20 protein-coding genes are annotated in these 20,698 nt (G+C 62.6%); 7 read left to right on the top strand and 13 right to left on the bottom strand.

Annotated features, from left to right (window positions below; genetic code table 11):
- Nucleotides 1-18: 18 nt before the first annotated feature.
- The 6 genes from FKV68_RS25585 to FKV68_RS25560 form a co-directional block, all read right to left on the bottom strand.
- Nucleotides 19-1,497: a sugar ABC transporter ATP-binding protein gene (locus FKV68_RS25585; protein WP_246452753.1), complete on the bottom strand. Its 1,479-nt coding sequence runs from the start codon at nt 1,495-1,497 to the stop codon at nt 19-21.
- A 64-nt stretch (nt 1,498-1,561) separates the two neighbouring features.
- The gene (locus FKV68_RS25580; RefSeq protein WP_180943328.1) at nt 1,562-2,536 is read right to left on the bottom strand and encodes a sugar ABC transporter substrate-binding protein; all 975 of its coding nucleotides are present in this window, start codon (nt 2,534-2,536) and stop codon (nt 1,562-1,564) included.
- A 23-nt stretch (nt 2,537-2,559) separates the two neighbouring features.
- A complete protein-coding gene (locus tag FKV68_RS25575; RefSeq protein ID WP_180943327.1) occupies nt 2,560-3,516 on the bottom strand; it encodes an ABC transporter permease in 957 nt (318 codons plus the stop codon).
- Between the two features lie 8 nt (nt 3,517-3,524).
- Nucleotides 3,525-4,295, bottom strand: coding sequence for an enoyl-CoA hydratase/isomerase family protein (locus FKV68_RS25570; RefSeq protein ID WP_180943326.1), 771 nt, complete (start codon nt 4,293-4,295; stop codon nt 3,525-3,527).
- 9 nt (nt 4,296-4,304) lie between these two features.
- Nucleotides 4,305-5,453: an ABC transporter substrate-binding protein gene (locus tag FKV68_RS25565; protein WP_180943325.1), complete on the bottom strand. Its 1,149-nt coding sequence runs from the start codon at nt 5,451-5,453 to the stop codon at nt 4,305-4,307.
- Nucleotides 5,454-5,455: 2 nt separating this feature from the next.
- Nucleotides 5,456-6,649 carry a CaiB/BaiF CoA transferase family protein gene (locus FKV68_RS25560; protein WP_180943324.1) on the bottom strand — a complete coding sequence of 398 codons (1,194 nt, stop codon included), beginning with the start codon at nt 6,647-6,649 and terminating at the stop codon, nt 5,456-5,458.
- 239 nt (nt 6,650-6,888) lie between these two features.
- Here FKV68_RS25560 and FKV68_RS25555 point away from each other — a divergent pair, with 239 nt between their 5' ends.
- The 6 genes from FKV68_RS25555 to FKV68_RS25530 all read left to right on the top strand — a co-directional run bounded on the left by FKV68_RS25555 (nt 6,889) and on the right by FKV68_RS25530 (nt 12,806).
- Nucleotides 6,889-8,085 (top strand): substrate-binding domain-containing protein, encoded by a 1,197-nt coding sequence (locus tag FKV68_RS25555; protein WP_180943323.1) that lies wholly within the window; start codon nt 6,889-6,891, stop codon nt 8,083-8,085.
- A gap of 77 nt (nt 8,086-8,162) precedes the next feature.
- Nucleotides 8,163-8,999: an ATP-binding cassette domain-containing protein gene (locus FKV68_RS25550; protein WP_245181373.1), complete on the top strand. Its 837-nt coding sequence runs from the start codon at nt 8,163-8,165 to the stop codon at nt 8,997-8,999.
- Nucleotides 8,989-9,750 (top strand): ATP-binding cassette domain-containing protein, encoded by a 762-nt coding sequence (locus tag FKV68_RS25545; RefSeq protein WP_180943322.1) that lies wholly within the window; start codon nt 8,989-8,991, stop codon nt 9,748-9,750. Before FKV68_RS25550 ends, FKV68_RS25545 begins: the two co-directional genes overlap by 11 nt.
- Nucleotides 9,747-10,724: an ABC transporter permease gene (locus FKV68_RS25540; protein WP_180943321.1), complete on the top strand. Its 978-nt coding sequence runs from the start codon at nt 9,747-9,749 to the stop codon at nt 10,722-10,724. The genes FKV68_RS25545 and FKV68_RS25540 overlap by 4 nt, the downstream gene beginning before the upstream one ends.
- On the top strand, nt 10,721-11,677 hold the full coding sequence (locus FKV68_RS25535) for an ABC transporter permease (protein WP_180943320.1): 957 nt from the start codon (nt 10,721-10,723) through the stop codon (nt 11,675-11,677). The genes FKV68_RS25540 and FKV68_RS25535 overlap by 4 nt, the downstream gene beginning before the upstream one ends.
- Before the next feature lie 10 nt (nt 11,678-11,687).
- Nucleotides 11,688-12,806 (top strand): M24 family metallopeptidase, encoded by a 1,119-nt coding sequence (locus tag FKV68_RS25530; RefSeq protein WP_180943319.1) that lies wholly within the window; start codon nt 11,688-11,690, stop codon nt 12,804-12,806.
- On the opposite strand, the gene FKV68_RS25525 is transcribed toward FKV68_RS25530, so the two are convergent.
- The 7 genes from FKV68_RS25525 to FKV68_RS25495 form a co-directional block, all read right to left on the bottom strand.
- Entirely contained in the window at nt 12,807-13,832 is a 1,026-nt protein-coding gene (locus FKV68_RS25525) for a LacI family DNA-binding transcriptional regulator (protein WP_245181372.1), read from the bottom strand.
- A 17-nt stretch (nt 13,833-13,849) separates the two neighbouring features.
- Nucleotides 13,850-14,941: a lactonase family protein gene (locus FKV68_RS25520; RefSeq protein WP_180943317.1), complete on the bottom strand. Its 1,092-nt coding sequence runs from the start codon at nt 14,939-14,941 to the stop codon at nt 13,850-13,852.
- Nucleotides 14,942-14,998: 57 nt separating this feature from the next.
- Nucleotides 14,999-15,796, bottom strand: a complete 798-nt coding sequence (locus FKV68_RS25515; protein WP_245181371.1) for an SDR family NAD(P)-dependent oxidoreductase — start codon at nt 15,794-15,796, stop codon at nt 14,999-15,001.
- Nucleotides 15,793-16,974 carry an aldose 1-epimerase family protein gene (locus FKV68_RS25510; protein ID WP_180943316.1) on the bottom strand — a complete coding sequence of 394 codons (1,182 nt, stop codon included), beginning with the start codon at nt 16,972-16,974 and terminating at the stop codon, nt 15,793-15,795. Before FKV68_RS25510 ends, FKV68_RS25515 begins: the two co-directional genes overlap by 4 nt.
- Before the next feature lie 75 nt (nt 16,975-17,049).
- The gene (locus FKV68_RS25505) at nt 17,050-17,964 is read right to left on the bottom strand and encodes a sugar phosphate isomerase/epimerase family protein (RefSeq protein WP_180943315.1); all 915 of its coding nucleotides are present in this window, start codon (nt 17,962-17,964) and stop codon (nt 17,050-17,052) included.
- A 22-nt stretch (nt 17,965-17,986) separates the two neighbouring features.
- Nucleotides 17,987-19,081, bottom strand: coding sequence for a Gfo/Idh/MocA family protein (locus FKV68_RS25500; RefSeq protein WP_180943314.1), 1,095 nt, complete (start codon nt 19,079-19,081; stop codon nt 17,987-17,989).
- 82 nt (nt 19,082-19,163) lie between these two features.
- Entirely contained in the window at nt 19,164-19,367 is a 204-nt protein-coding gene (locus FKV68_RS25495; protein WP_180943313.1) for a hypothetical protein, read from the bottom strand.
- A 290-nt stretch (nt 19,368-19,657) separates the two neighbouring features.
- Between FKV68_RS25495 and FKV68_RS25490 the strand changes: the two genes are divergently transcribed.
- Nucleotides 19,658-20,677: a LacI family DNA-binding transcriptional regulator gene (locus FKV68_RS25490; RefSeq protein WP_180943312.1), complete on the top strand. Its 1,020-nt coding sequence runs from the start codon at nt 19,658-19,660 to the stop codon at nt 20,675-20,677.
- Nucleotides 20,678-20,698 lie beyond the last annotated feature (21 nt).

Genomic DNA, 20,698 nt, shown 5'->3' with positions numbered 1-20,698 from the left:
GACCGGCGGCGGTCCTGGTCAATGCTCGCTGAAGGCGAGCCTCAGCATCCGCTCCTCGCTCATCTGATCGCGGTCGAGCAGACCGGCGAGCCGGCCTTTCGAGAGCACCGCGACGCGATCGCAAAGCGCCAGGATCTCTGGCACTTCCGACGACGCCATGAGGACGGTCAGGCCGCTTTCCGCAGCCTTGGATATGATGGCGTAGAGATCGGCCTTCGCGCCGACATCGACACCATGGGTCGGCTCGTCGAGCAGCAGAAGACGCGGCTCCGCCATCAGCGCGCGGGCGAAGATGACCTTCTGCTGGTTCCCGCCGGAGAGCGTGGAGATGGGCTGAAGGTCGTTGGCCATGCGTATGCCGAGGCTTTTGGTGAACGCCGCCATGCGATCTGGTTCGCCTCGCAGATCGGAAAATAAGCGGCCTGCAAACCGGCGAAGGCTGGAGACGGCCGCGTTCTCGCGCACGGAATGCTGAGGGAGGATGCCTGCCGTCTTCCGGCCTTCCGGCACGAGAGCAACACCCGCCTTGACTGCCTCGCTCGGCGATTTCGGCGAGAAGGGCCGTCCATTGAGGGAAAGCTCACCGGCAATCGGCTTTCGAACGCCATGCACGACGTCCAGAAGCTCGGTGCGACCTGCACCCACGAGGCCAAAGAGGCCAAGGATCTCGCCGCGCCGAACCTCGAGGTTGATATCCTGGAGATGATGGCCGTCCGATACGTTCCTGAGCGATAGCGCGACCGTTCCGTGGTCGATCGGCCGCGGCTTGTAGTCGTAGATGGCCGGCTTGCCGGTCATGTCGGCGATGAGCTGATCGCGTGAGGTATCCGCCGGCTTTCGCTCGCTGACGATCGCGCCGTTGCGCAACACGACCAACCGGTCGCAAAGGCCGAGCGCCTCTTCCAGCCGATGGGTAATGAAGATGATTGCCGTACCGGCTGCGCGCGCTGTGCGCACATAGGCAAAGAAGCTTTCGACCTCGTGTGGCGTGAGCGAGGATGTCGGTTCATCGAGGATGAGCAGTCGCGGCTGCCGTCTGGCTGCCTTTGCGATTTCGATAAGTTGCTGCTCGCCGGCGCGCAATGCGCCCGCTTCCTGAGCGGGATCGATATTGCCGGCACCTACCCTGTGCAGCAGGGCCTTCGACGATGCCCGCATCAAGGCGTAGTCGACGAAGCCGAGGCGGGTCTTCGGGAAGCGGCCGAGGTAGAGATTTTCGGCGACCGACAGCGCGCCAACTACGGAGAGCTCCTGGTGAACAAAGCTGATGCCGGCGTCGATGCCGTCGCTGACATTGCCGAACTGCACGGGCTGGCCAGCAAGCTCGATCCTGCCGGAATCCGCCTGGAGGCCGCCCGACAGGATGTGCATCAGCGTCGATTTGCCGGCACCGTTTTCGCCAAGCAGTCCCACGACCTCGCCCGGATAAAGGTCGAGATCGACGGAATGGAGAACGGCATTGCCGGAGAAGGCCTTGGCGACCGCCCGTGCACGCACGAGCGGTTCCCTTGATAGGCCGGAATGGGAGCCGCGTTCCACGTCCGTCATTGCATCGGTTGTGTTATTTTGCATCGGCGGGGGTCAGCAGCTTGCCGACGACCGGGATGACCTTCGCGGGCGGCGCAGTGCCGGCAACGAGGTAGTTGTAGAGCATGACGCTGGCATCGAGGGCCTGCTGATAAGGAGCCTGGTCGAGCAGGCCGACCATTTCACCGGTCTTCAGATAGGCCATGTTGTCGGGCGTGTGGTCGAATCCGACGACGCCGATCTTGCCGGTCAGGCCGAGGTCCTTGATGGCCTTGGCTGCACCGAAAGGGCCACCGGCGGTCACATAGACCATGGAGAGGTCCGGATTTGAGGTCACCATGTCTTGGACCAGCGAATAGGCTTCTTCGGCCTTGTCCTTGTTCTCGAACGGCCCGACGACCTGAAGGTCAGGCGCATTGGCCTTGAGGTAGTCGAGCGCGCCATTCATGCGCTGGGTATGTTGGGTGGCACCGAAGTAGCCGGTGATTACGCCGAGCTTGCCCTTGCCGCCCGTCTTTTCCTGAATGAACTTGCCGATCTGCTCGCCGGCCGAGGCCGCGTCCTGGCCGATGAAGGCGAGACGTTCCGATGGAGCGGCACCTTCCGCGACGATGTTGAAGACGGGGACGCCGGCTTCCGTCGCTTCGTTGATGATGCGCGCGGTGCCGTCGAAGATCGGCACGACGACGATGCCGTTATATTGCTTTGCGAGCGCGCCCTCGATGCCGGCGACGACAGCCTCAGCCGAGAGCTCGTTGCCAAGGTCGACGAAATCCACGGTCGCGTTGAAGTTCTCCAGGTACTTGTTGGCAGCCTTCGCGCCTTCGGTGACCGGCGTCCAGAACGGGTTGTTCTGGAACGACAGAAACGCGATCTTGATCGGCCCCTTGGTGTTTTCGACGGCGGCCACAGTACCGCCTTCCGGCGGCTCGCTCGCCTGTGCCGCAGCCAGGATCGAGGCCAGGCCGAATGCGGCAGCGGCCGTTGTTTTCAGAAGTCTGCTGATCATTTTCATTTCCTCCGTTGGAATGATCAATCGTCGTCGCCGCCGCGCTGAAGCCCGTCCAACGCCACCGCGAAGATGATCACGAGGCCCTTGGTGACCACCTGCCAGTAGGCGGAGATGCCGAGCAGCACGAAGGCATTGTTGAGAAGCGCCATCAGCAGCGCGCCGATGACGACGCCGACGATCGAGCCGCGGCCACCGCTGAGCGCGGTTCCGCCCAGGATGACGGCGGCGATTACGTCGAGTTCGTAGCCCATGCCGAGATTCGGATCGGCGCTGGCCAGGTTGCCGGACAGGATCAGCCCGCCGAGACCGGCGAGCAGACCGCAGAAAGCGAAAACGAACAAGCGCGTCGCCTTGAGGTCGACGCCAGCAAGCCGCGCAGCCTTGGGATTATCGCCGATCGCGTAGATCTCCCGGCCGCGCACAGTGCGCACCGCAAAGATATGAACGGCTATCGCCAGCACCACCATCAGCAGGAAGGATACCGGAATGCCGGCGATGCGGCCCGCACCGACGAACTCGGCAAATCCGCCCATCGACACCGGAATACCGCCCGTCATCAGCAGCGCGACGCCGCGCGCGACGGAAAGCGTACCGAGGGTGGCTATGAACGGATTGATTTTCAGCCGAGTGTAAAGCAGGCCGTTGACGATGCCGCAGGCAAGGCCTGTAAGCAGGCCGGCTGCAAGGCCAATGCTCTCTACACCGGTATCACGGATGACAACCGCCGCGACGACGGCCGAAAGTCCAATGACCGAGCCGACAGAAAGATCGATGCCGCGGCCGATGATGACCAGCGCCTGCCCCAGCGCCACGATCGCAACGACCGATGCCTGACGGCCTACGTTCAGAAGATTGCGTGGCGACAGAAAATAGTCGCTCGCAAAGGCAAGATAGACGGTGACAGCGACGAGCATCAGCAGAACCGATGCCTCCCGATGTCGGCCAAACCGCTTGATGGTGGAGAGTCCCGCGTCCATGCCTGCCCCTAACGCCGCCGGAAAACGGGCGAACGCTTTTCCTTGAAGGCTTGCCGGCCCTCCCTGGCGTCCTCGGTGGCAAAGCAGATCGTCTGGAGATCGCGCTCGTATTCCACGGCCTTGTCATGCGGCATGGAGACGGCGGCCTTAAGGTTCAGCTTGGCGGTTTCGGCGGCGATCGGGGCGCGGGATGCGATCGTTTCGGCGACGGCGCGTGCACGCGGCAGCAGCTCTTCGGAGCTGACGACCTCGCTGACGAGACCCCAGCTCAGCGCCTTCTCGGCTGAGATCGGATCGCCCGTCATGATCATCAGCGCGGCATTCGACATGCCCATGGAGTGGACGAGGCCGGCTGCCATACCGCCACCGCCGATCCAGCCAAGCTTGATCTCGGGAGCAGCGAACTGCGCATTCGCCGCGGCGATGCGAATATCGCAGGCCATGGCCGTTTCAAGCCCACCGCCAAAGGCGTAGCCATTCACGGCGGCGATCGTCGGCTTCAGCAGCGCATGGAACGCGTCGCAATAGTCCGGACGATTGCGGAACTGCCACGGCGTCTCATAGGTGTCGAGTTCGCGAATGTCGGAGCCGGCGCAGAAGGCGCGCTCCCCTGCCCCGGTCAGGATGACGCAGCGGATCGCATCGCTGTCGTTGCATTCCCTGACCGCCTCCACGATGGCATCCGCCATTTCGGGCGTCACGGCGTTCAGCTTGGCCGGGCGGTTCAAGGTGATCGTCGCAATCGCGCCGTCCACCTCAAAAATGATCTCCTCCGTCATCGTATTCTCCTATCGCTCCTCGCCAGCCCGACGGTGGGCCTGATAGAGTTCCTGCAGCCGAGCAAGCACGCCCGACGCTTCAGCGCGCGCTTCGAACGCGTCGCGCAGGAGCGCGGATGCTTTGCCCTGAAAGGCGATGTAGCCATGGTGGCGCGGGCGCACGTAGGCAGCCTCAAGCGTCTCGGCAGTATTCTTGTAAAAGTTGCCCCAGCGGGCGTTCACCCCGGCGTCATGCCAGGCCTCCCGCCGGGACGGCTGACCGTCATGGCCAGGGATGAAACCGATCTGTGCATCGTGGCTCATGAGCCAGAGGAGATGCGCTTTCAGCTCCGGGCCCGGATCACACCGTTTGGAAATGCCGATGCCGGTGCCGCCGAGTGTCGAGCCCGGCCGACCGCCAGGGGTACGGCGTGGTGCGTCGGCAAACGTGACGACATGGCCTTCGGTCGGTGCGGCATAGTTCACGTAGCCGTAGACGAGCGGGCAGAGAATGACGTCGGCCTCGTGTGCCATGTGGCCGAGGATACTAATCGGATTCTTGTCGCGCACAGAGCGAGGGCTGTGCGATGCGAGCTCGGACATCAGGTCGTAGACCGCCCGGCCGATCTCGTTGGAGACCAGCATATCCGGATCGGCTTCGGCCGGCGGCTCGCCATGGGCAGCGGCGATCGAAAGGAAGCTCAGCGCTGCATGGGGTCCCGCGAGAGACAAGGCCACTTTGCCGGTTCGCTTCGAAACGTCGAGAACCGCATCCCAGGTCTTTGGCGCGCCGCCTTCGATATGATCGGCGCGCAAGGCCATGACCTGCGTGGCTGCATCGAGCGGCAAAGCCCAGTGCTTCCCGGCATAGCGATAGCTCGAAAGCGACGGGCCGATGCTGTCGGCGCCGAGTTGTCTCACGGTGTCCTCGCCGAAAACGCTTTCGAGCGAACGCAGACAGTCGCCGGCCACCGCTTCACCGACATGCGGATGGTCGATGACGACGAGGTCGTAACGGGCGCAAAGGTCCGCGATCGGGTGAGATTCGAAGCCTTCGAGCGGCTGCTTTTCCCACTGTATGTCGAGACCGGCGGCGATCACCTCGTCGCGCTTTGAAGCGGCGGCGAGCGCATTGTAACCGCGCGGATGGTCCCAGGTCAGCGCCTTGATCGTCGCCATGGTCAGAGGCTTCCCTTCGCGATGGCGCCTTCGGCGACGAGCAACGCGATTGCCGCATCGTCATATCCGGCTTCCTTCAGAACCTCTTCAGTGTGCTGACCGGTAACCGGCGCACCGCGTGCGACGATCGAGGGCGTCTTGGAGAACTTGATCGGGAAGCCCGGCGTCTTCACCTTGCCTTCGGTCGGGTGCTCGTATTCGACAAAGGTGCCGTTGTGCTTGATCTGCTCGTCGTCGACGAGGTCGGCATAGCCATAGACCGGGCCGCACCAGATATCGGCCGCGCGCAGAAGCTCGAGCCATTCGGCGGAGGTCTTGGTCTTCAGCCTGTCACGGGTCTTGGCGAAGATTTCGTCACGCCGCGCCCAGGTATCGACCTCATCGTCCATCGCCAGGAAGCTGTCCTCGCCGATCACTTCGCCGAGCGTCTTGAGCTTCGGGAAGGCAACGATGATGAAGCCATCGCTGGTCGCGAAGGCGCCGTAGGGCGCGCGGATGAAGACATGGGCGTGCGGCTCTGCGGAGCGCTGCTGCGGCTTTCGGCCGACCGTGAAGACCGAAAGCTCCTGCATCTGAATCGTGGTGATCGCGTCGAGCATGTTGACCTGCACGAGCTGGCCTTCGCCTGTGCGCTCGCGATGGAAGAGCGCAGCAAGAGCCCCTTCGAAAGCGGTGTAGGCAGTGATCGCGTCAACCAGATACTGGCCGGCTGCCGTCGGCGCCTCGCCTTCACGGCCGGCCGAAAGCATGGCGCCGGACATGCCCTGAAGCACGAGGTCCTGGCCGGGGCGGTTTACATAGGGACCGTCCTCGCCGTAACCGGACATGGAAACGTAGACAAGGCGCGGATTGATCTTCGACAGGCTCTCGTAGTCGACGCCCAGACGCTTTGCGACACCGGGCCGATAGTTCTGCAGGAAAACGTCGGCCGACTTCACGAGATCGATCAGCACCTTCTTGCCGCCCTCCGACTTCAGGTCCACGGCGAGCGAGCGCTTGTTGCGGTTGAGCGAGAGGAAGGAAACGTTGACTCGCTTGCCGCCCGCACCACCGGCCGCGACATGGCGCTGCCATTCACCGGTCGTCGGCTCCACCTTGATGACGTCGGCGCCAAGGTCGCCAAGCCGCTGAGCCGCAAAGGGCCCGGCCATCGCAATTGAGCAATCCAGAACCCGGATGCCTGACAAGATGCCCATAGAAATCGCCTTCCGAATGTCCGTTCACTGTGGCGGCGAACATACCGACAAAATTCGGCCTGTCCAGAGTGAGCGCTAACTTTTTTATCCAAAAAACGTGCGCACCACGCAATGACCTATGCAGATTTGCGTGCTTGATGGATTAGCGCTAACTTTGGGATTGACCGGAACCGGTATCATGAATAAAGAATTCACTGATAAAGCTAACACGGCCTGGGAAGCCGCGGAGGAGGAAATTCATGAAGACTTTTGAATCGGGCTTCAGCCTGAGCCTGGTTGCGGCCGCGCTGCTTTCGTCGGCAGCCGTTCCCGCCTACGCCGATGCGCGCTCCGACGCGCTCCAGGCGCTGCCGGAAAACGCCCGCGCACTCTATACCGACGCCGTCGATGTCGGCCCGTCCCAATTCGCGGACTTCAAGGCGCCTGCCAAGCCCTGGCGCTGGTGCCACTCGGAATCGTACATGGGCAATCCGTGGCGCGTCACCTTCAACGACGAACTCGCCCGCCTCGTGAACGGCGCCAAGGAAGCCGGCGACGTTTCCGAGTTCGTGGTCTCCGACTCGAACGGCGACACCACACAGCAGATCTCGCAGATTCGCTCCTTCATCGAACGCGGCTGCTCGGTCATCACCACGATCGCCGGCTCTTCGACGGCGCTCAATGCCGTGATCGAGGAAGCCTACAAGGCTGGTATTCCGGTGATCACCTCTGCCGGCGCCGTGACGTCGTCGGCCGCAGTCAACGTGATGCACAACCAGAACCTCTGGGGCTACCAGATGGGCAAGGGCATTGCCGAAGGACTTCCGAACGGCGGCACGATCCTGCAGGTCGAAGGCATTTCCGGCCATCCACTCGTGCAGCAGGAAAATGCCGGCCTCGACAAGGCCGTTGCTGAAAGCGGCAACCTGACGATCGCCCGCAAGGTCAGCGGCGAATGGACAGGCACAACCACGAAGTCCGTTATCCTGCAGGCGCTGGCAACGACCCCGCAGCAGATCGACGCCGTCTGGTCCACCGGCTCGGAAGCACGCTTCATCGCCGAAGCCTTCCAGCAGGCTGGCCGCCCGCTGCCGCTGATCGCAGCCTCCATTTCCGGCGATGCGCTCGGCTACTGGAATGCGAACCGGGATGGGTTCAAGTTCTACGGCGGTGAGGTCTCGCCTCATGTTGCGGCTCAGAACGCCTTCCGCGTTGCGCTCCGCGTCGTGAGTGGCCAAAAGCCAATCGTCAACACGATCATCGCGCCGATGCCAACCATCACGCAGGCGGACCTGCCGATCTGGTACAAGGACTGCATGAAGCCGGATTCGGCCGCAATCTTCCCGATCCCGCCGCAGGATCCGTTCCCGGAAGAGCTGCTCAACGCCTATTTCACGAATGGTGAGGCGACGCCGCTCTACGACTTCTCCAAGGTTCCGGCCTCCTGCTCGAATTGATCCCTCGTTCCGAGAAGGCCGCCGCCGGCATCACCGGCGGCGGCCACCTTTGTTCAGGCTGTGTAGTAGGCTCATGAATGCTTGAAACGATGAAGACGGCATCCGAGCCGATGAGCGGGCAATCGCGCCTCCATCGCATCGTTGCCGAAAACGGCGGCATCGCACCCGCACGCAGCGGATCGGTGCGACTGAAGACGAATGGCCTGACGAAGCGCTATGGCGAGACGCTCGCGCTGAGCAATGCCTCCGTCGATTTCCGCCCTGGCATTCATACGATCCTCGGCGAAAACGGCTCCGGCAAGAGCACGATGCTGAAGATCCTCTCCGGCGTCGTCACGCAGACCGAAGGCGCGGTGCTGCTGAACGATAGCGCCATCGCGCCGCGCAGCCCGCGCGACATGCACGATCTCGGTCTTTCCACCGTGTTCCAGGAGGTGTTGATCGCACCGCATCGCTCGGTGCTGGAGAACATCTTCCTTGGATATGACAGCCCGCTGAAGCGCCGCATACCAAAAGCCAAGCGCGCGCCGCTCGCCAACGCGCTGCTCGCGCGGATTTCCCGATTTCCAATCCCTCTCTTTGCGACGGCCGGCGAACTGCCGCTGGCGAGCCAGCAACTGATCGTGCTTGCCCGCGCGTTCCTACGCCTGCCGTCGATCCTGCTGCTGGACGAGGCGACCGCGGCGCTCGACTACGCCGACCGCGATCTCGTCTTCGACGCCATCGAGGATTATGCAGCAGCCGGCAACATCGTGATCTTCATCTCGCACCGACTGGAGGAGGTTCGCCGCCTGTCGAACCGCGTTACCGTCCTGCGCAGCGGCCAGGTCGTCGAGACGCTGGAGCGCGACGACATCACAGCCCAGCGCCTCCTTAAACTCATGGCCCCGGAGGCAGCGCTCCATGTCCTCTAAGAACGTCGTCCTTCGCTATGACAATCTCGTGCTGGCCCCCGGCAGGAGACCGCTGTCGGGCGTCATTCGGGCCGGCGAGATCACCGGCGTCGCCGGCCTCGAAGGCCATGGGCAGGAACAGTTCCTGCTGGCACTCGCCGGCCTCAGCCGCTCGCGTGACGGTTCGATCGCCGTCGCAGGTTCGGGCAAGGGTGGCGTCGGCTATAAGGATCATTACGAGGCCGCACACTACGGCGTCGTATATCTGCCGCGCGACCGGCGATCGACGGGCATCTTCCCGGTGCTCTCCGTGCTCGACAATTTCGCCGTTCCCGCGATGCCGCGCTTCTCGTTCGCCGGTATTCTCGATCGCAAGAGGCTGAAGCAGGAGCTCGCCTCCTACACGGCCTTCCTGTCGATCCGCTATCCCTCGGCGGATGCACCGATCTCGGCGCTCAGCGGAGGTAACCAGCAGAAGGTTCTGCTTGCGCGCCTGCTGGCGTTGAAGCCGCGCGTGATGCTGCTCAACGATCCGACGCGTGGCGTCGATCTCAACACCCGCCTCAAATTCTACGAAGCCTTCCGAACGCTGGCTGCGGAAAACGGCATCGCTCTCGTCATTCTTTCCAGCGAGATCGAGGAAATCCTGCAGCTCTGCCACACAGTCGCGATCTTTCGGGACTTCGAGTGCAGCACGGTTCTCGACCGCGCCTCGATGTCGATGGATCGGGTAATGGCCGCCATGTTCGGCCAGGAAGGAGGTCACGAATGAGCGCCGACCCCGTGACATTCCGCAAGCCGCCCTTTTGGGGGCGCAGCGAGACGCGGCTCGCGGCTATCCTTTTCGTCGTACTCCTCGCGTTCAACGTCTTCCTTAATCCGGTGCGTTTCTCGCCGGGCAACTGGCCGGCGGTGCTCGGCCTTGCCTCGCCCCTGCTGCTTGCGACGCTGGCGGCGACCCTTCCCTTCCTCGCCGGTCGCGGTTCGATCGACGTCTCGGTCGGCCCGCTGATGGGGCTTATCAACGTCATCATCATCAAGGTGGTCATCGGCGATCTCGGCTTGACCGCCCCATGGATCATCGTGCCGGCCGCCTTGCTGTTCGGTCTGGCATCGGGCGCGCTCAATGGCTTGCTCGCTGCAATCTTGCGCATCCAGCCGATCGTCGCGACGCTTGCCACTTATCTGATCTATAGCGGGCTTGCGCTCTCCATCCTGCCGTCGCCCTCGGGTAGCGTGCCGGGCTGGCTTTCGAGCCTTGCCGGACCGATGTCGATCCTCCCTGTCGGGCTGGTCGTCATCGCCTGGATCCTCATCAAACGCCTGCCGTTTTACGAACTGCTGATGGCGGTCGGCAGTGATGACCGGGCGGCCTTTACAGCAGGTGTCGGTGTTCCGGCCATCCGGTTCTTCTCCTATGTTCTCGGCGGCCTGATCGCCGGTGTGGCGGCACTGGCGCTGACGGCCCTGATCGGCTCGGGCGATCCCAATATCGGACCCGGCTACACGCTGATCGCCATCGCTGCAACAGCACTCGGCGGCGTCAGCCTTGCCGGTGGTGTCGGCGGCCTGGCGGCCGCCTTCATCGGCGCGGCAGACATCTTCCTGCTGCAGAACATGCTGACCTCCTTCAATGTATCGACCTTCGTGCTTCAGGCCGCCTACGGCAGCGTGCTCGTGCTCGCCGTCTGCCTCAACTCGGAGAAACTCAAGCAGCGATTCCAGACCTGGATGGAAAGCCGATGAAGACGTCCGTCGCCTCCAATCGCGCCCTGATCGCCTTCATCGGCGTCGCTGTGGTGTTCCTGCTGGGGATGCTTTTCATCCCGGGCTTCGGCAGCCTGTTCTCCGTACGCGCCATGCTGATCCTTGCCTCGCTGCTCGCGATCGCCGCGCTCGGCCAGACGCTCGTCATGATCCTCGGCGGCATCGACCTGTCGATTCCCTTCGTCATCGGCTTCGCCAACGTGGTCTTTGCCAGCCTCTATGGCAACGGCATGCCGGCCGTTGTGTCCCTCCTGATCGTAATTGCCCTTGCCGCATGCATCGGCGCGATATCCGGCGGCCTCTCGGCCGGGCTCTCGATCCATCCGCTGATCGTTACACTCGGCATCGGCACCGTGGTTCAGGCCGGCGTCCAGATTTGGACGCGCGGCCTCCCGACCGGCTCCGCCCCGCCCTTCATCAACGAGTTCGTGTCCTTGGGCGGCACGATCGGCCCGCTGCCCTTCCCCTGGCTCATTCCCTTCACGCTGGCACTAACGCTCGGCTGCCGTTTTGTGCTGCAGCGGACAGTCTATGGTCGCCGGCTCTATGCATTGGGCTCAAACCTTAGAGCGGCCGAACTCGCGCTCGTCCGCCCCGTCGCCATGTGGATGACAACCTTTGCTCTCAGCGCCGTGTTCGCGGCGCTGGCCGGCATTCTGTTTCTCGGCTTTACCGGATCATCCAGCGCCACTGTCGGCACGCCCTATCTATTCCAGACGGTCTCGGCCGTCGTGATCGGCGGCACCGCGCTCATCGGCGGTCGCGGCGGCTTCGTCGGCACCGTCGCGGGCGCAGTCGTCCTCGTCGAACTGCGCACGCTGCTGATCGGTCTCGGCCTCTCCGAAGCACTGGTCCAGTCGGCCCTCGGTATTCTCATTCTCGCCCTCGTCGCTGCCTACGGTCGCGACCAGCACATCCGCAACCTGATCTGAGGAGGGACCCGTGGAGGAACGGCTCGCCAAGACCATTGCCGCCATCAAGGAATCGGGAGCGGATTGGGGCCTCTTTACGAGCCCGGATGGGGTTGCCTACGCGCTCGGCCATGTCTGCGGCATCGAGGCCGGACCATCGCCCTTTGCCGGCGGCCCGAGCCTCGGCATCGTCGGCGCCGGCGGCGAAACCGCCCTGCTCGTCACCAATCTCGAGGCCGCTACCCCGAGCTGGGCGGAGACGATCGTCACCTATACCGGCTTTTCCTACCAGCAGCCTACCGATGTCCTCGAAAACTACCTGGCGGAAGCGAAGACGCTTTTCGCGCGCCTCAAGGTGGGCGGGCGAATAGCCGTCGAGCGTCACGCCTTGCCGTCCTCGATCGCCAGCCTGCTTGAGGACCACGCACTCCTTTCGATCGAACCCGCATTTCGCCGGCAGCGGTCAATCAAGACCAAAGCCGAGATCGGCCAGCTGAGGGAAGCAGCGCTCACAGCATCCGCCGGCCAGAAGGCCTTTCTCGCTGCCACGCGCGCCGGCATAAGCGAACTCGAAGCCTTCGCCGCCATCCGCCTTGCGATGGAAACCCGTGCTGGCGAACGCCTGCCCGTGACTGGCGACCTGATCTCCGGCCGGGAGCGCACTTCCCAGTTCATGGGCTGGCCCAACAACCGCATCATCGAAAAGGGTGATCCGCTCATCTGCGATCTCGCCCCACGTGTTGCCGGCTACTGGGGCGACAGCTGCGCCTCCGCCATGATCGGCACGCCGTCGGATGGCTTCCGCAGGCTCTTCTCGGCGGCTCGCTCGGCACTCGATCTTGCAATCGAGACGAGCCGGCCTGGACTCGTCATCGGCGAGCTCGACAGGAGTCTCCAAGCGGTGATCGCCCGCAACGGCTACAGCTATGCGCATCATTCCGGCCACTCGATCGGCACCGGGGTGCACGAATGGCCACGCATCGTCGGTTACGAGCGTGAGGCGCTCAAAGAGGACATGGTGATCATGATCGAGCCCACGGCGCTCGATCATGATGTCGGCGGCGTGCGGTTGGAATTTATGCTGCATGTGACGGCGACGGGCTGCGAAATCCTGACCGATTTCGAGCATCGGCCGGACATTCCGGCGTGATCAGCCGCTGTCGCGGATCATCAGCTTGAAGCCCATGTCGATCAGCGTCGGTTCGGACTTGATACCGCGCATACCCTCGAGCAACAGCCGGCCGGCCTCCCGGCCGATTTCAGCGGATGGCACCGCGACCGTCGTCAGCGACGGAATTAGATGTCGCGCCAGTTCAAAGTCGCCGAAACCCGTGATCGCCAACCGCTCCGGAACTTTGAGCCCGATGCGGATGCTCTCCTGCAACGCGCCCGATGCGATGATGTCCGACGAGAACATCACCGCATCCGCCTCCGGATAACGTGCGAGAGCCTTGCGCAGCATGTCGGCACCGGATGCCATTGTGAGCGGCAGATCCCGCGAAATGGCGATGCGCGGCGTCTTGCCGGGGAAGAGCTCCTCCATTGCCGCCGCGAACCCGTCACGACGTTCGGCGGCACGGCTGTCGCCCTTGCGCAGGACGCCGGCGAAGACGATGTTCGTCCTGCCGGAGCGGGCCAGATGACGAGCCATTTCGGCAATCGCAGCAGAGTTCGAGAAACCGACGAGCCGGTCGATGGGCTTATCGATCATGTCCCAGCCTTCGACAACGGGTATACCGGCGCGCTTCAGGAGGGTGATGCTCGTGCGCGTATGGTGCGCGCCAATCAGGAAAACCCCGTCCGGTCGCCGGCCGAGCAGGCTTCGGATCACCTCTTCTTCCCGGTCCTGACGGTAATCGGTGTTCCCGAGGAAGATCTGATAGCCTTCCTGATGAAGCACGTCGGAGAAATGCTGCATGGTTTCGGCGAAGACCGAAGCCGAGAGTGTCGGGATGACGGCCGCGACCGTGTTGCTCTTGTGGGATGCCAGATGGCTCGCGGCGAGATTATGCACGTAATGCGTCTTGCGGATCGCCTCGTCGATCAGCTTGCGGTTCTCGGGCGTTACCGTGTCGGGAAAGCGCAGCGCACGCGATACCGTCTGCATGGAAACGCCGGCCGCCGCGGCCACGTCCGCCATCGTCACGCCGGCACCCTTGCGCCGGCCCCTCTTCAAGGTCTGCTTCTCGCCCGTCACAGGATGAATGGCCTCACGCAGACAGGTGTGCCGATCTCGATGCGTTTGCCGCTATCCGTCAGGGCCCCTGTTTCCTCGTCGCGTCGGAAGATGACGATCGCATCGCCGTTCTGGTTGGCGACCAGCATATGCCGGCCGCTTGGGGTCAGCGTGAAATTACGCGGCGTCGCGCCGCCGGAGGAAACAATATCCAGAAGAGTGAGCGTACCCGTCTCCTGCTCCACCGAGAAACAGGCGATGCTGTCATCGCCGCGGTTCGAACAATAGAGAAAACGGCCGTCCAGGGACAGGTGGATATCGGCGGCGTGGGATTCCACACCCGGCCGGACAGTGGAGATAGTCTGCTTCACGCTCAACGCCCCCGGTGACCTTCGAATGAACGACACCGTCGAAGCGAGCTCGTTGGAGACATACACATAGCATCCGTTCGAATGCTGGGCGATGTGGCGAGGACCGCCACCCGCCGGAACGCAAACAGATGCGATCAACGACAGCGCACCATTCTCCGCCAGCCTGTATTCCGCAACCATGTCGAGGCCGAGATCGGCAACGAGCACGCTGCCGCCTTCCGGCACTTCGGTAACCATGTGCGCATGCGGCCGCTCCTGCCGGTCGCCGATCGGCCCGAGTTTGCCATCGAGCCGAAGCGATGCGGTCGCCGGCCCAACACAGCCATCAGTCATAACCGGAAACACGGCGAGTGATTTGTCGGGGCCGCCCGACCCCATCGCATAATTGGCGACCAACACGAAGCGCCGGTCGCGCGTCACCATGTTGTGGGCTGCAATGCTGCCAAGCGTCGGCTGCTTGTTGAGATAGGAGAGTAATCCGTCCTTTGCCTCGAAGCGGAAAGCACTGAGCGTGCCCTCGTGCCACCCGAATACTTCGGAGTTCGCGTAGATAACTCCGGTCGCCGCATTCACAGTGAGGAAAGTGGGATTGTCGACCGTGTTCGTCCCGACGATCCGGTTCCATTCCAGCTTCTTCTCGTCTAACAAGTAAATGGTAAGCCCTTCGCCGCGCGCCCCCTGAAAATAGGGCGCTTGCCTGTTGAGCGACCCGACGGCGAGATAGAACTGCTGACCCACCCCGAACTCCCATTTTGGCGGACGACACGGACGAATGGCACATTCGCTGCAGTGATGCTAGTTCATCACCCAGCCGCCATCGACATTGAGCGTCTGGCCGGTGATAAAGCCGGCTGCATCTGATGCCAGAAACATCAGGGCGTTGGCAATGTCGCTCGCGCTGCCCCGTCGCTTGATTGCCTGATGGTCGAGCACGAAGCGCGTGTAGCTTTCGGGGTCGGCATGGATCTTTTCGGCATCCGTTGGGAAGGCCCCCGGAGCGATGGCGTTCACGGTCACGCCATAAGCACCGAACTCCCGCGCCCAGGCGCGCGCAAGACCGATCAATGCGCCCTTGGACTGGACATAGGGCGACAGGTTCGCCCAGCCACCATAGGCCGTGACGCTCGCGATGTTGATGATGCGACCCCAGCGCTTCTCGCGCATGTGCGGGAGGGCCACCTGCACGCAGACGATACCGGCATCGACATTGATGCGCTGGACGCGCTGCATTTCCTCGATGGAATATTCCTCGAACGGTTTGGAGGGATAGATCGCGGCGTTGTTGATCACGACGTCGATACCACCGACCTCCATAGCGAGGGCTTCTAGGGATTTGCGCAACGTTTCAAGGTTGGATAGATCCAGCGCCCGCAGGACCAACCCCTTCAGGCTCTCCTTACTTGCGGCAAATTCCAACGCGGCGTTCTTGGCCGGATCGTTGTCGATCGCTACGACCTTGGCGCCGGCTCTCAGGAACGCGAGCGTTGTCTCCGCGCCCAGGCCTCCGGCAGCACCGGTGTACAGAATGACTTTGCCGGCAACGGACATGGCGGATTTCCTTTCTTCAGCAACGGCGGTGAGCTGGCCGTTCATTTGCGCCCCTCCAGGGCAACGTGATTGCCGGATGGCTCCGGATAGTCTTCGGCCGGCTGCCCGGCGATCGCCGTAATCCGCGCCTCGCTCGCCGCGACTTGAGCGGTATCGCCAAGAATGCGGATGGTCGTGTCGTAGCGCCGCTCTTCGCCGTTCTCTAGCCAGATCAGTTCACCGCGTTCGCGTGCGGCACCATGCCCGAGAACATGGTTGGTCGAGGGCTCGATGCCGAGCGCATACTGGCCCGCCTGCAGGTTCTGCCATTCGTACATGCAGGGGAACTGATCCTTGCGGGTCACGACCTCAAAGCCCAGCCCCAGGCGATCATTGACCAGCGCGACCGGGACCTCCCCGTTTGCGTCCGCTCCCATCTCGTGCTGCCAGACCTGTTCGTGGAAGCCGAGCTGCGGCGCCGGCATGGTGCGATAACCAACACCCTGCTTCCGGTAATCCGCGCCGGCGTGCGCGGCCCAGACCACATCACGGATCGGCGCGAGATAGCGCGAGCCTTCGCTCAGCACCGGATGGCCGGTATTGATGTGGTAGCAATACATATGCGGGGTGCGATAAAACCCGCGATTGACCACCCTATCCGCGATGCTGATGTCATTGGTGCCGACCTTGATCTCGATGCGGCGCTTAAGTTCCAGGTGCTCGCCGAACACGGTGCCCTGGATGACGGTGCCTTCGCACCAGAGATAGCAGTGATCACCATCCCAGCGTTCGCCATAACCGTCGAGCTTGCCGGGAATGGTGCCGATGCGGCCGTGGATCGAGTGACTCACCGTCTGCTTCGGCTTGTAGTTATAGTGATCGGCCGGCTCGTCATACATGAATAGGATGTGGTCAAGACCGCAGGTGACCATCAGGCCGGAGAACGAGCGCATCCAGCCAAGACCGCCCTCACCTTCATATTCGTGCAGCCCCGGATGGCGGAAACCGGACGGGGAATGCCAGCCGATCGCCATGCCGCGATACTCGCAATCCGCAATATCCAATGCGCGATCGACCAACACCGTGAAGCGCAGCCCCGTGCCGCTCCTGAATTCGAGCAGGCGTATGCCGCGCTCCAGGCCATCGCCGAGCGTCATCAGCCGAACGCCGGCAAATTGCGAAAGAGATCCTGCACTGGCGGCGAGTTCGCGGCGTGACCTCGCTTGCCCGTAAAGTTCGACCATCGTGACTTTCCTTCTCACCTGCGGATGCAGGTCATGCTGTCTTGGGAGCGGCCGGGCGAAGCCCGGCCATATTCATCAGAGGCCTTGGGCGCGCAGCTTGCCGTCGAGGAACTTCTTGGCGCGCGGAACATCGCTTTCATCGAGGTGCTCGATGATCATCGGGATGTTCGGATGCTTCTGGCTGAGGCGCTTGAGGTAGAGGTCGTAGTTCAGCGAACCTAGGCCGGGAGCCGGCAGCTCGATTTCGCCCACGCCGCGGAAGGTGTGGCTTTCGAGCGCTTCGGCATCGCCGATATCGGCATGCTTTTCCGACTTGTCGTCGCCCGAACGCTTCACGTCCTTGGCATGGCCGATCTTGATCTTGTCGGAGAGCGTGTCGAAGACCTGGTTCAGGATCTCGTCCATGCTGTCGATGTTGTGGGTCTCGAAATAGTTGGTCGGGTCCATCAGCAGGCCGAGCCCCGGATGATCGACCTGCGCGAACATCTTCACGGTTTCCTCTACCGAGCCGACGACGTTGTTGACGTAGGTTTCAAGCAGGAAGACCGCGCCGTGGTCATAGGCGAACTGCGAGAGGTCGGCGATGACCTTGCGGCACTCCTCGAAACCTTCAGCGGTCTTGTTCTTCGGGTGATGCACCCAGTCCGACTCGGTGTTGAACGTGCCGGTCTCGGAGATGACGTAGGGCGTGCCGAGATCCTGGGCGTGGCGGATAATTTCCTTCAGGTAGCCGACGCGGCGTTCGCGCTCTGCCTTGTCCGGATGGATGATGTTCGTATAGCCGGATATGCAGGAGATCGGCAGGTTATGATCGCGGAACGTCTCGCGGATCCTGACGCACTTTTCCTTGGTGATCTGGCCGGCCGAGAGGTCGATGTCCTTGAAGTGCATGTCGAGCTGGACGGTATTGAAATCCAGTGCGCGGATCTTCTTTGCGGTCTCTTCGAGGCCGTAGGGGAAATAGCCCGTAAAAATACCAGTCTGCATCATGATGAGTATCCTCCCTCGGTGTTCATGAATGGATCGAAATTTCGGAAAGCTCGACGGTTCGGCGTTCGTTGATCGACCTGTAGCCGGCCTCGATGAGCGCCACGGTCTTGACATTGTCGGCGACGGAAAGCGCAGGCGGTTCGCCGGTCTTCACCGCATACTGGAGCTGCTCCATCACACCGAGGAAGGCATGCGGGAACCACATGGTTTCCCATTTGGGCGAGACCCATTTGCCGCCGGTCGTCTTCTTCGATGCGTAGGTGAGCGTCGACGGCGAACCATCCGGCCAGCCGATCGTGCCCTGGGCGACGCCGTCCGTCCCCTCGACACGCCACTTGATGTAGATATCGCTGTCGAAGCCCTCTTCGCGCGGACCAGACCAGACGTCTTCCATCGAGACCGCCATGAGGCCGCTCGGGAAGTCGAGGGTGGAGACGGTGATGCCGTCCTTATGCTCGAACCTGGTGCGCGGGTCCTTGCGCGTCAGCGTGGTGATCCTGTCCGGATCGCCGAACAGGAAACGCAGTACATCGAGATGGTGAACGCTCATGTTGGAGAGCGTCAGGCGGTCATACTCCTCGAGGAAGGTCTGCCAATGCGGAATGGCGCGCATCTCGATCGTGGCGATGACAGGCGTACCGAGCTCTTGCCTGTCGAGGATCTGCTTCAGCACGCGCATCGACTGGTCGTAGCGCATATTCTGGTTCACCGAGAGGACCTTGCCGGCCTTGGCGGCGGCATCGCGCAGCTCGATCGCCTCTTCGAGGGTGAGCGCCAGCGGCTTCTGCGCCAGAATGCCCTTGATATGAGCCTGGGCCAGCGCCTTGCGGATGAGCTCCGGCTGCTGGTCCGGAGGAAAGGCGATGTCGAGGATTTCGATGCTCGGATCGGAAATGAGCGCATCCGGCGTGTCGTGCACAGTCGGGATTCCCCAGCGCTCCGCAACGGCCGCGGCCTTGTCACGCGTGCGCGAGGCGATGGCGACGACCGGGAAGCCGGCTTCCTTGTAGGCCGCCAGATGGCACTCCGCCATGATCATGCCGGCGCCGATGCAGCCGATCTTGAAATCCCGCACTCGCACCTGCGGATCCGGTGCAAAACCCTTGGGTTCCCTCATAATCACCTCCCGTTTGATATGTTCGTTCACAGGCTGACCGGCCCCCGCCTGCTTGAAGAAATAGTCACGTGCCGGATTGCAGCTAACCGCCACCGCGCTGTCGATGCGGGGTATCCGGCTGACCACGCACCAGTGCCTTCAGCTTTTCCGAGCCGGTATCGACGGCTCCCCCCGGACGCACGCCGATCTCGGATACGTTCGCCGGCACGACATCGAGCGGCAGACTAATCATGCCTTCCGCCGCTCGCAGCCCGGCGCTCCACACAGCCGGCATGATGTTCATCATCGGCCCGCCAGCAGCTGCGACCGGCCTCCACGCTCGTCACGGTGATGAGTAATGACGATGCAGCCGATCAGAGTCAACATCAAAATAAATCAAATTCCATCTTTCAGTTGGATTGGTTCCGTCTTATGATGAGCTCAGGTCGCCTAGTTATGAGAGATGAGGTGATCTGATGTGAGGCGCGGGTATTCCGCGTGATTTCTGAGGATAAGGCCGCGATGTCGCTGATGTCGCCCTTGTTTTAGGGCAGCATCGAAATACTCATTTCCCATCAATGCGTGAAAGGACAGGCCTTGCGTTCGACTTTGATGGACATTGCGCGCGAAGCCGGCGTTTCCACGGCGACGGTAGATCGGGTCCTCAACAATCGGGAGGGCGTGCGGGAAAGAACGCGGCAGGCCGTGCTCGAAACAGCCCGTAAGCTGGGCTACGTCACGCCACCGGACGAGGAGGGCGGTAACGCGAACGCTCCCGTGCGCCTCGATTTTGTACTGCCGGCCGGCACCAACACCTTCATCGCCAATCTTCTCGATCAGCTTGTCACTCAAGCCGGTGCACAGGATGGCATGGACGTGCACGTGCATTCCATCGAGGGCTTCAATCCGGACAGCCTCGCACGACAGCTCGACGCCCTCACCGGCACCACCCAGGGCGTTGGTGTCCTCGCGCTCGATCATCCGACCGTGCGGGAAGCCATGCGCAAGCTGGCGGCGTCAGGCGTCCCGATCGTCACTCTGGTCTCCGACATCCTGCACGTACCGCGTCTCGGCTATGTGGGCATCGACAACCGCGCCGCCGGGCGCCTCGCCGGTTACCTTCTCGGCCGCCTTCTAGGCAAAGGCGCAAAGCGCAAGATCGCCCTCTTCGCAGGATCCCTCTCCTATCGCGGCCATGAAGAGCGCGAGATGGGCTTCCGGCACGTCATCGCCGAGGAGTTCCAGGACCTGGAGGTGGTGGAACTGCGCGAAATCCGCGACGACCGTCAGCGCGCCTTTGAGGAAACCGCCGCCCTCCTGAAGCGCCACCCGGACCTCTCCGGCATCTACAACATCGGCGCCGGCAACGCCGGCATCGGCCAGGCCCTGCAGGAAGCAGGCTTCGCCCAATCCGTGATCTTCGTCGGCCACGAACTCACCGAACGCACCAAGCGCTTCCTGCTCGACGGCACAATGGACGCCGTCATCGACCAAAATCCCCGCGTTGAAGCTCGCGAGGCTCTGGCCATGCTGAAGAACACGGTGCTTGGCCGGCGGTTCGACTATCATCCCCCAAGGCTGCAGGTGATTTTCCGGGAGAACATTCCGGAGTTTTGAGAAGCCGCCCCTGCGGGATCG

The organism is Sinorhizobium mexicanum, from assembly GCF_013488225.1.
Classification (GTDB): Bacteria; Pseudomonadota; Alphaproteobacteria; order Rhizobiales; family Rhizobiaceae; genus Sinorhizobium; species Sinorhizobium mexicanum.
This window is presented reverse-complemented; position numbering and strand designations above follow the sequence as displayed.

What these genes read in the sequence shown, in the direction of transcription:
- FKV68_RS25560 (WP_180943324.1), bottom strand. Translation starts at nt 6,649, where the DNA reads ATGGGCATCTTGTCAGGCATCCGGGTTCTGGATTGCTCAATTGCGATG.
- FKV68_RS25495 (WP_180943313.1), bottom strand. Translation starts at nt 19,367, where the DNA reads ATGATGAACATCATGCCGGCTGTGTGGAGCGCCGGGCTGCGAGCGGCG.
- FKV68_RS25515 (WP_245181371.1), bottom strand. Translation starts at nt 15,796, where the DNA reads ATGAACGGCCAGCTCACCGCCGTTGCTGAAGAAAGGAAATCCGCCATG.
- FKV68_RS25540 (WP_180943321.1), top strand. Translation starts at nt 9,747, where the DNA reads ATGAGCGCCGACCCCGTGACATTCCGCAAGCCGCCCTTTTGGGGGCGC.
- FKV68_RS25510 (WP_180943316.1), bottom strand. Translation starts at nt 16,974, where the DNA reads ATGGTCGAACTTTACGGGCAAGCGAGGTCACGCCGCGAACTCGCCGCC.
- FKV68_RS25575 (WP_180943327.1), bottom strand. Translation starts at nt 3,516, where the DNA reads ATGGACGCGGGACTCTCCACCATCAAGCGGTTTGGCCGACATCGGGAG.
- FKV68_RS25570 (WP_180943326.1), bottom strand. Translation starts at nt 4,295, where the DNA reads ATGACGGAGGAGATCATTTTTGAGGTGGACGGCGCGATTGCGACGATC.
- FKV68_RS25565 (WP_180943325.1), bottom strand. Translation starts at nt 5,453, where the DNA reads ATGGCGACGATCAAGGCGCTGACCTGGGACCATCCGCGCGGTTACAAT.
- FKV68_RS25550 (WP_245181373.1), top strand. Translation starts at nt 8,163, where the DNA reads ATGCTTGAAACGATGAAGACGGCATCCGAGCCGATGAGCGGGCAATCG.
- FKV68_RS25545 (WP_180943322.1), top strand. Translation starts at nt 8,989, where the DNA reads ATGTCCTCTAAGAACGTCGTCCTTCGCTATGACAATCTCGTGCTGGCC.
- FKV68_RS25535 (WP_180943320.1), top strand. Translation starts at nt 10,721, where the DNA reads ATGAAGACGTCCGTCGCCTCCAATCGCGCCCTGATCGCCTTCATCGGC.
- FKV68_RS25500 (WP_180943314.1), bottom strand. Translation starts at nt 19,081, where the DNA reads ATGAGGGAACCCAAGGGTTTTGCACCGGATCCGCAGGTGCGAGTGCGG.
- FKV68_RS25505 (WP_180943315.1), bottom strand. Translation starts at nt 17,964, where the DNA reads ATGATGCAGACTGGTATTTTTACGGGCTATTTCCCCTACGGCCTCGAA.
- FKV68_RS25580 (WP_180943328.1), bottom strand. Translation starts at nt 2,536, where the DNA reads ATGATCAGCAGACTTCTGAAAACAACGGCCGCTGCCGCATTCGGCCTG.
- FKV68_RS25555 (WP_180943323.1), top strand. Translation starts at nt 6,889, where the DNA reads ATGAAGACTTTTGAATCGGGCTTCAGCCTGAGCCTGGTTGCGGCCGCG.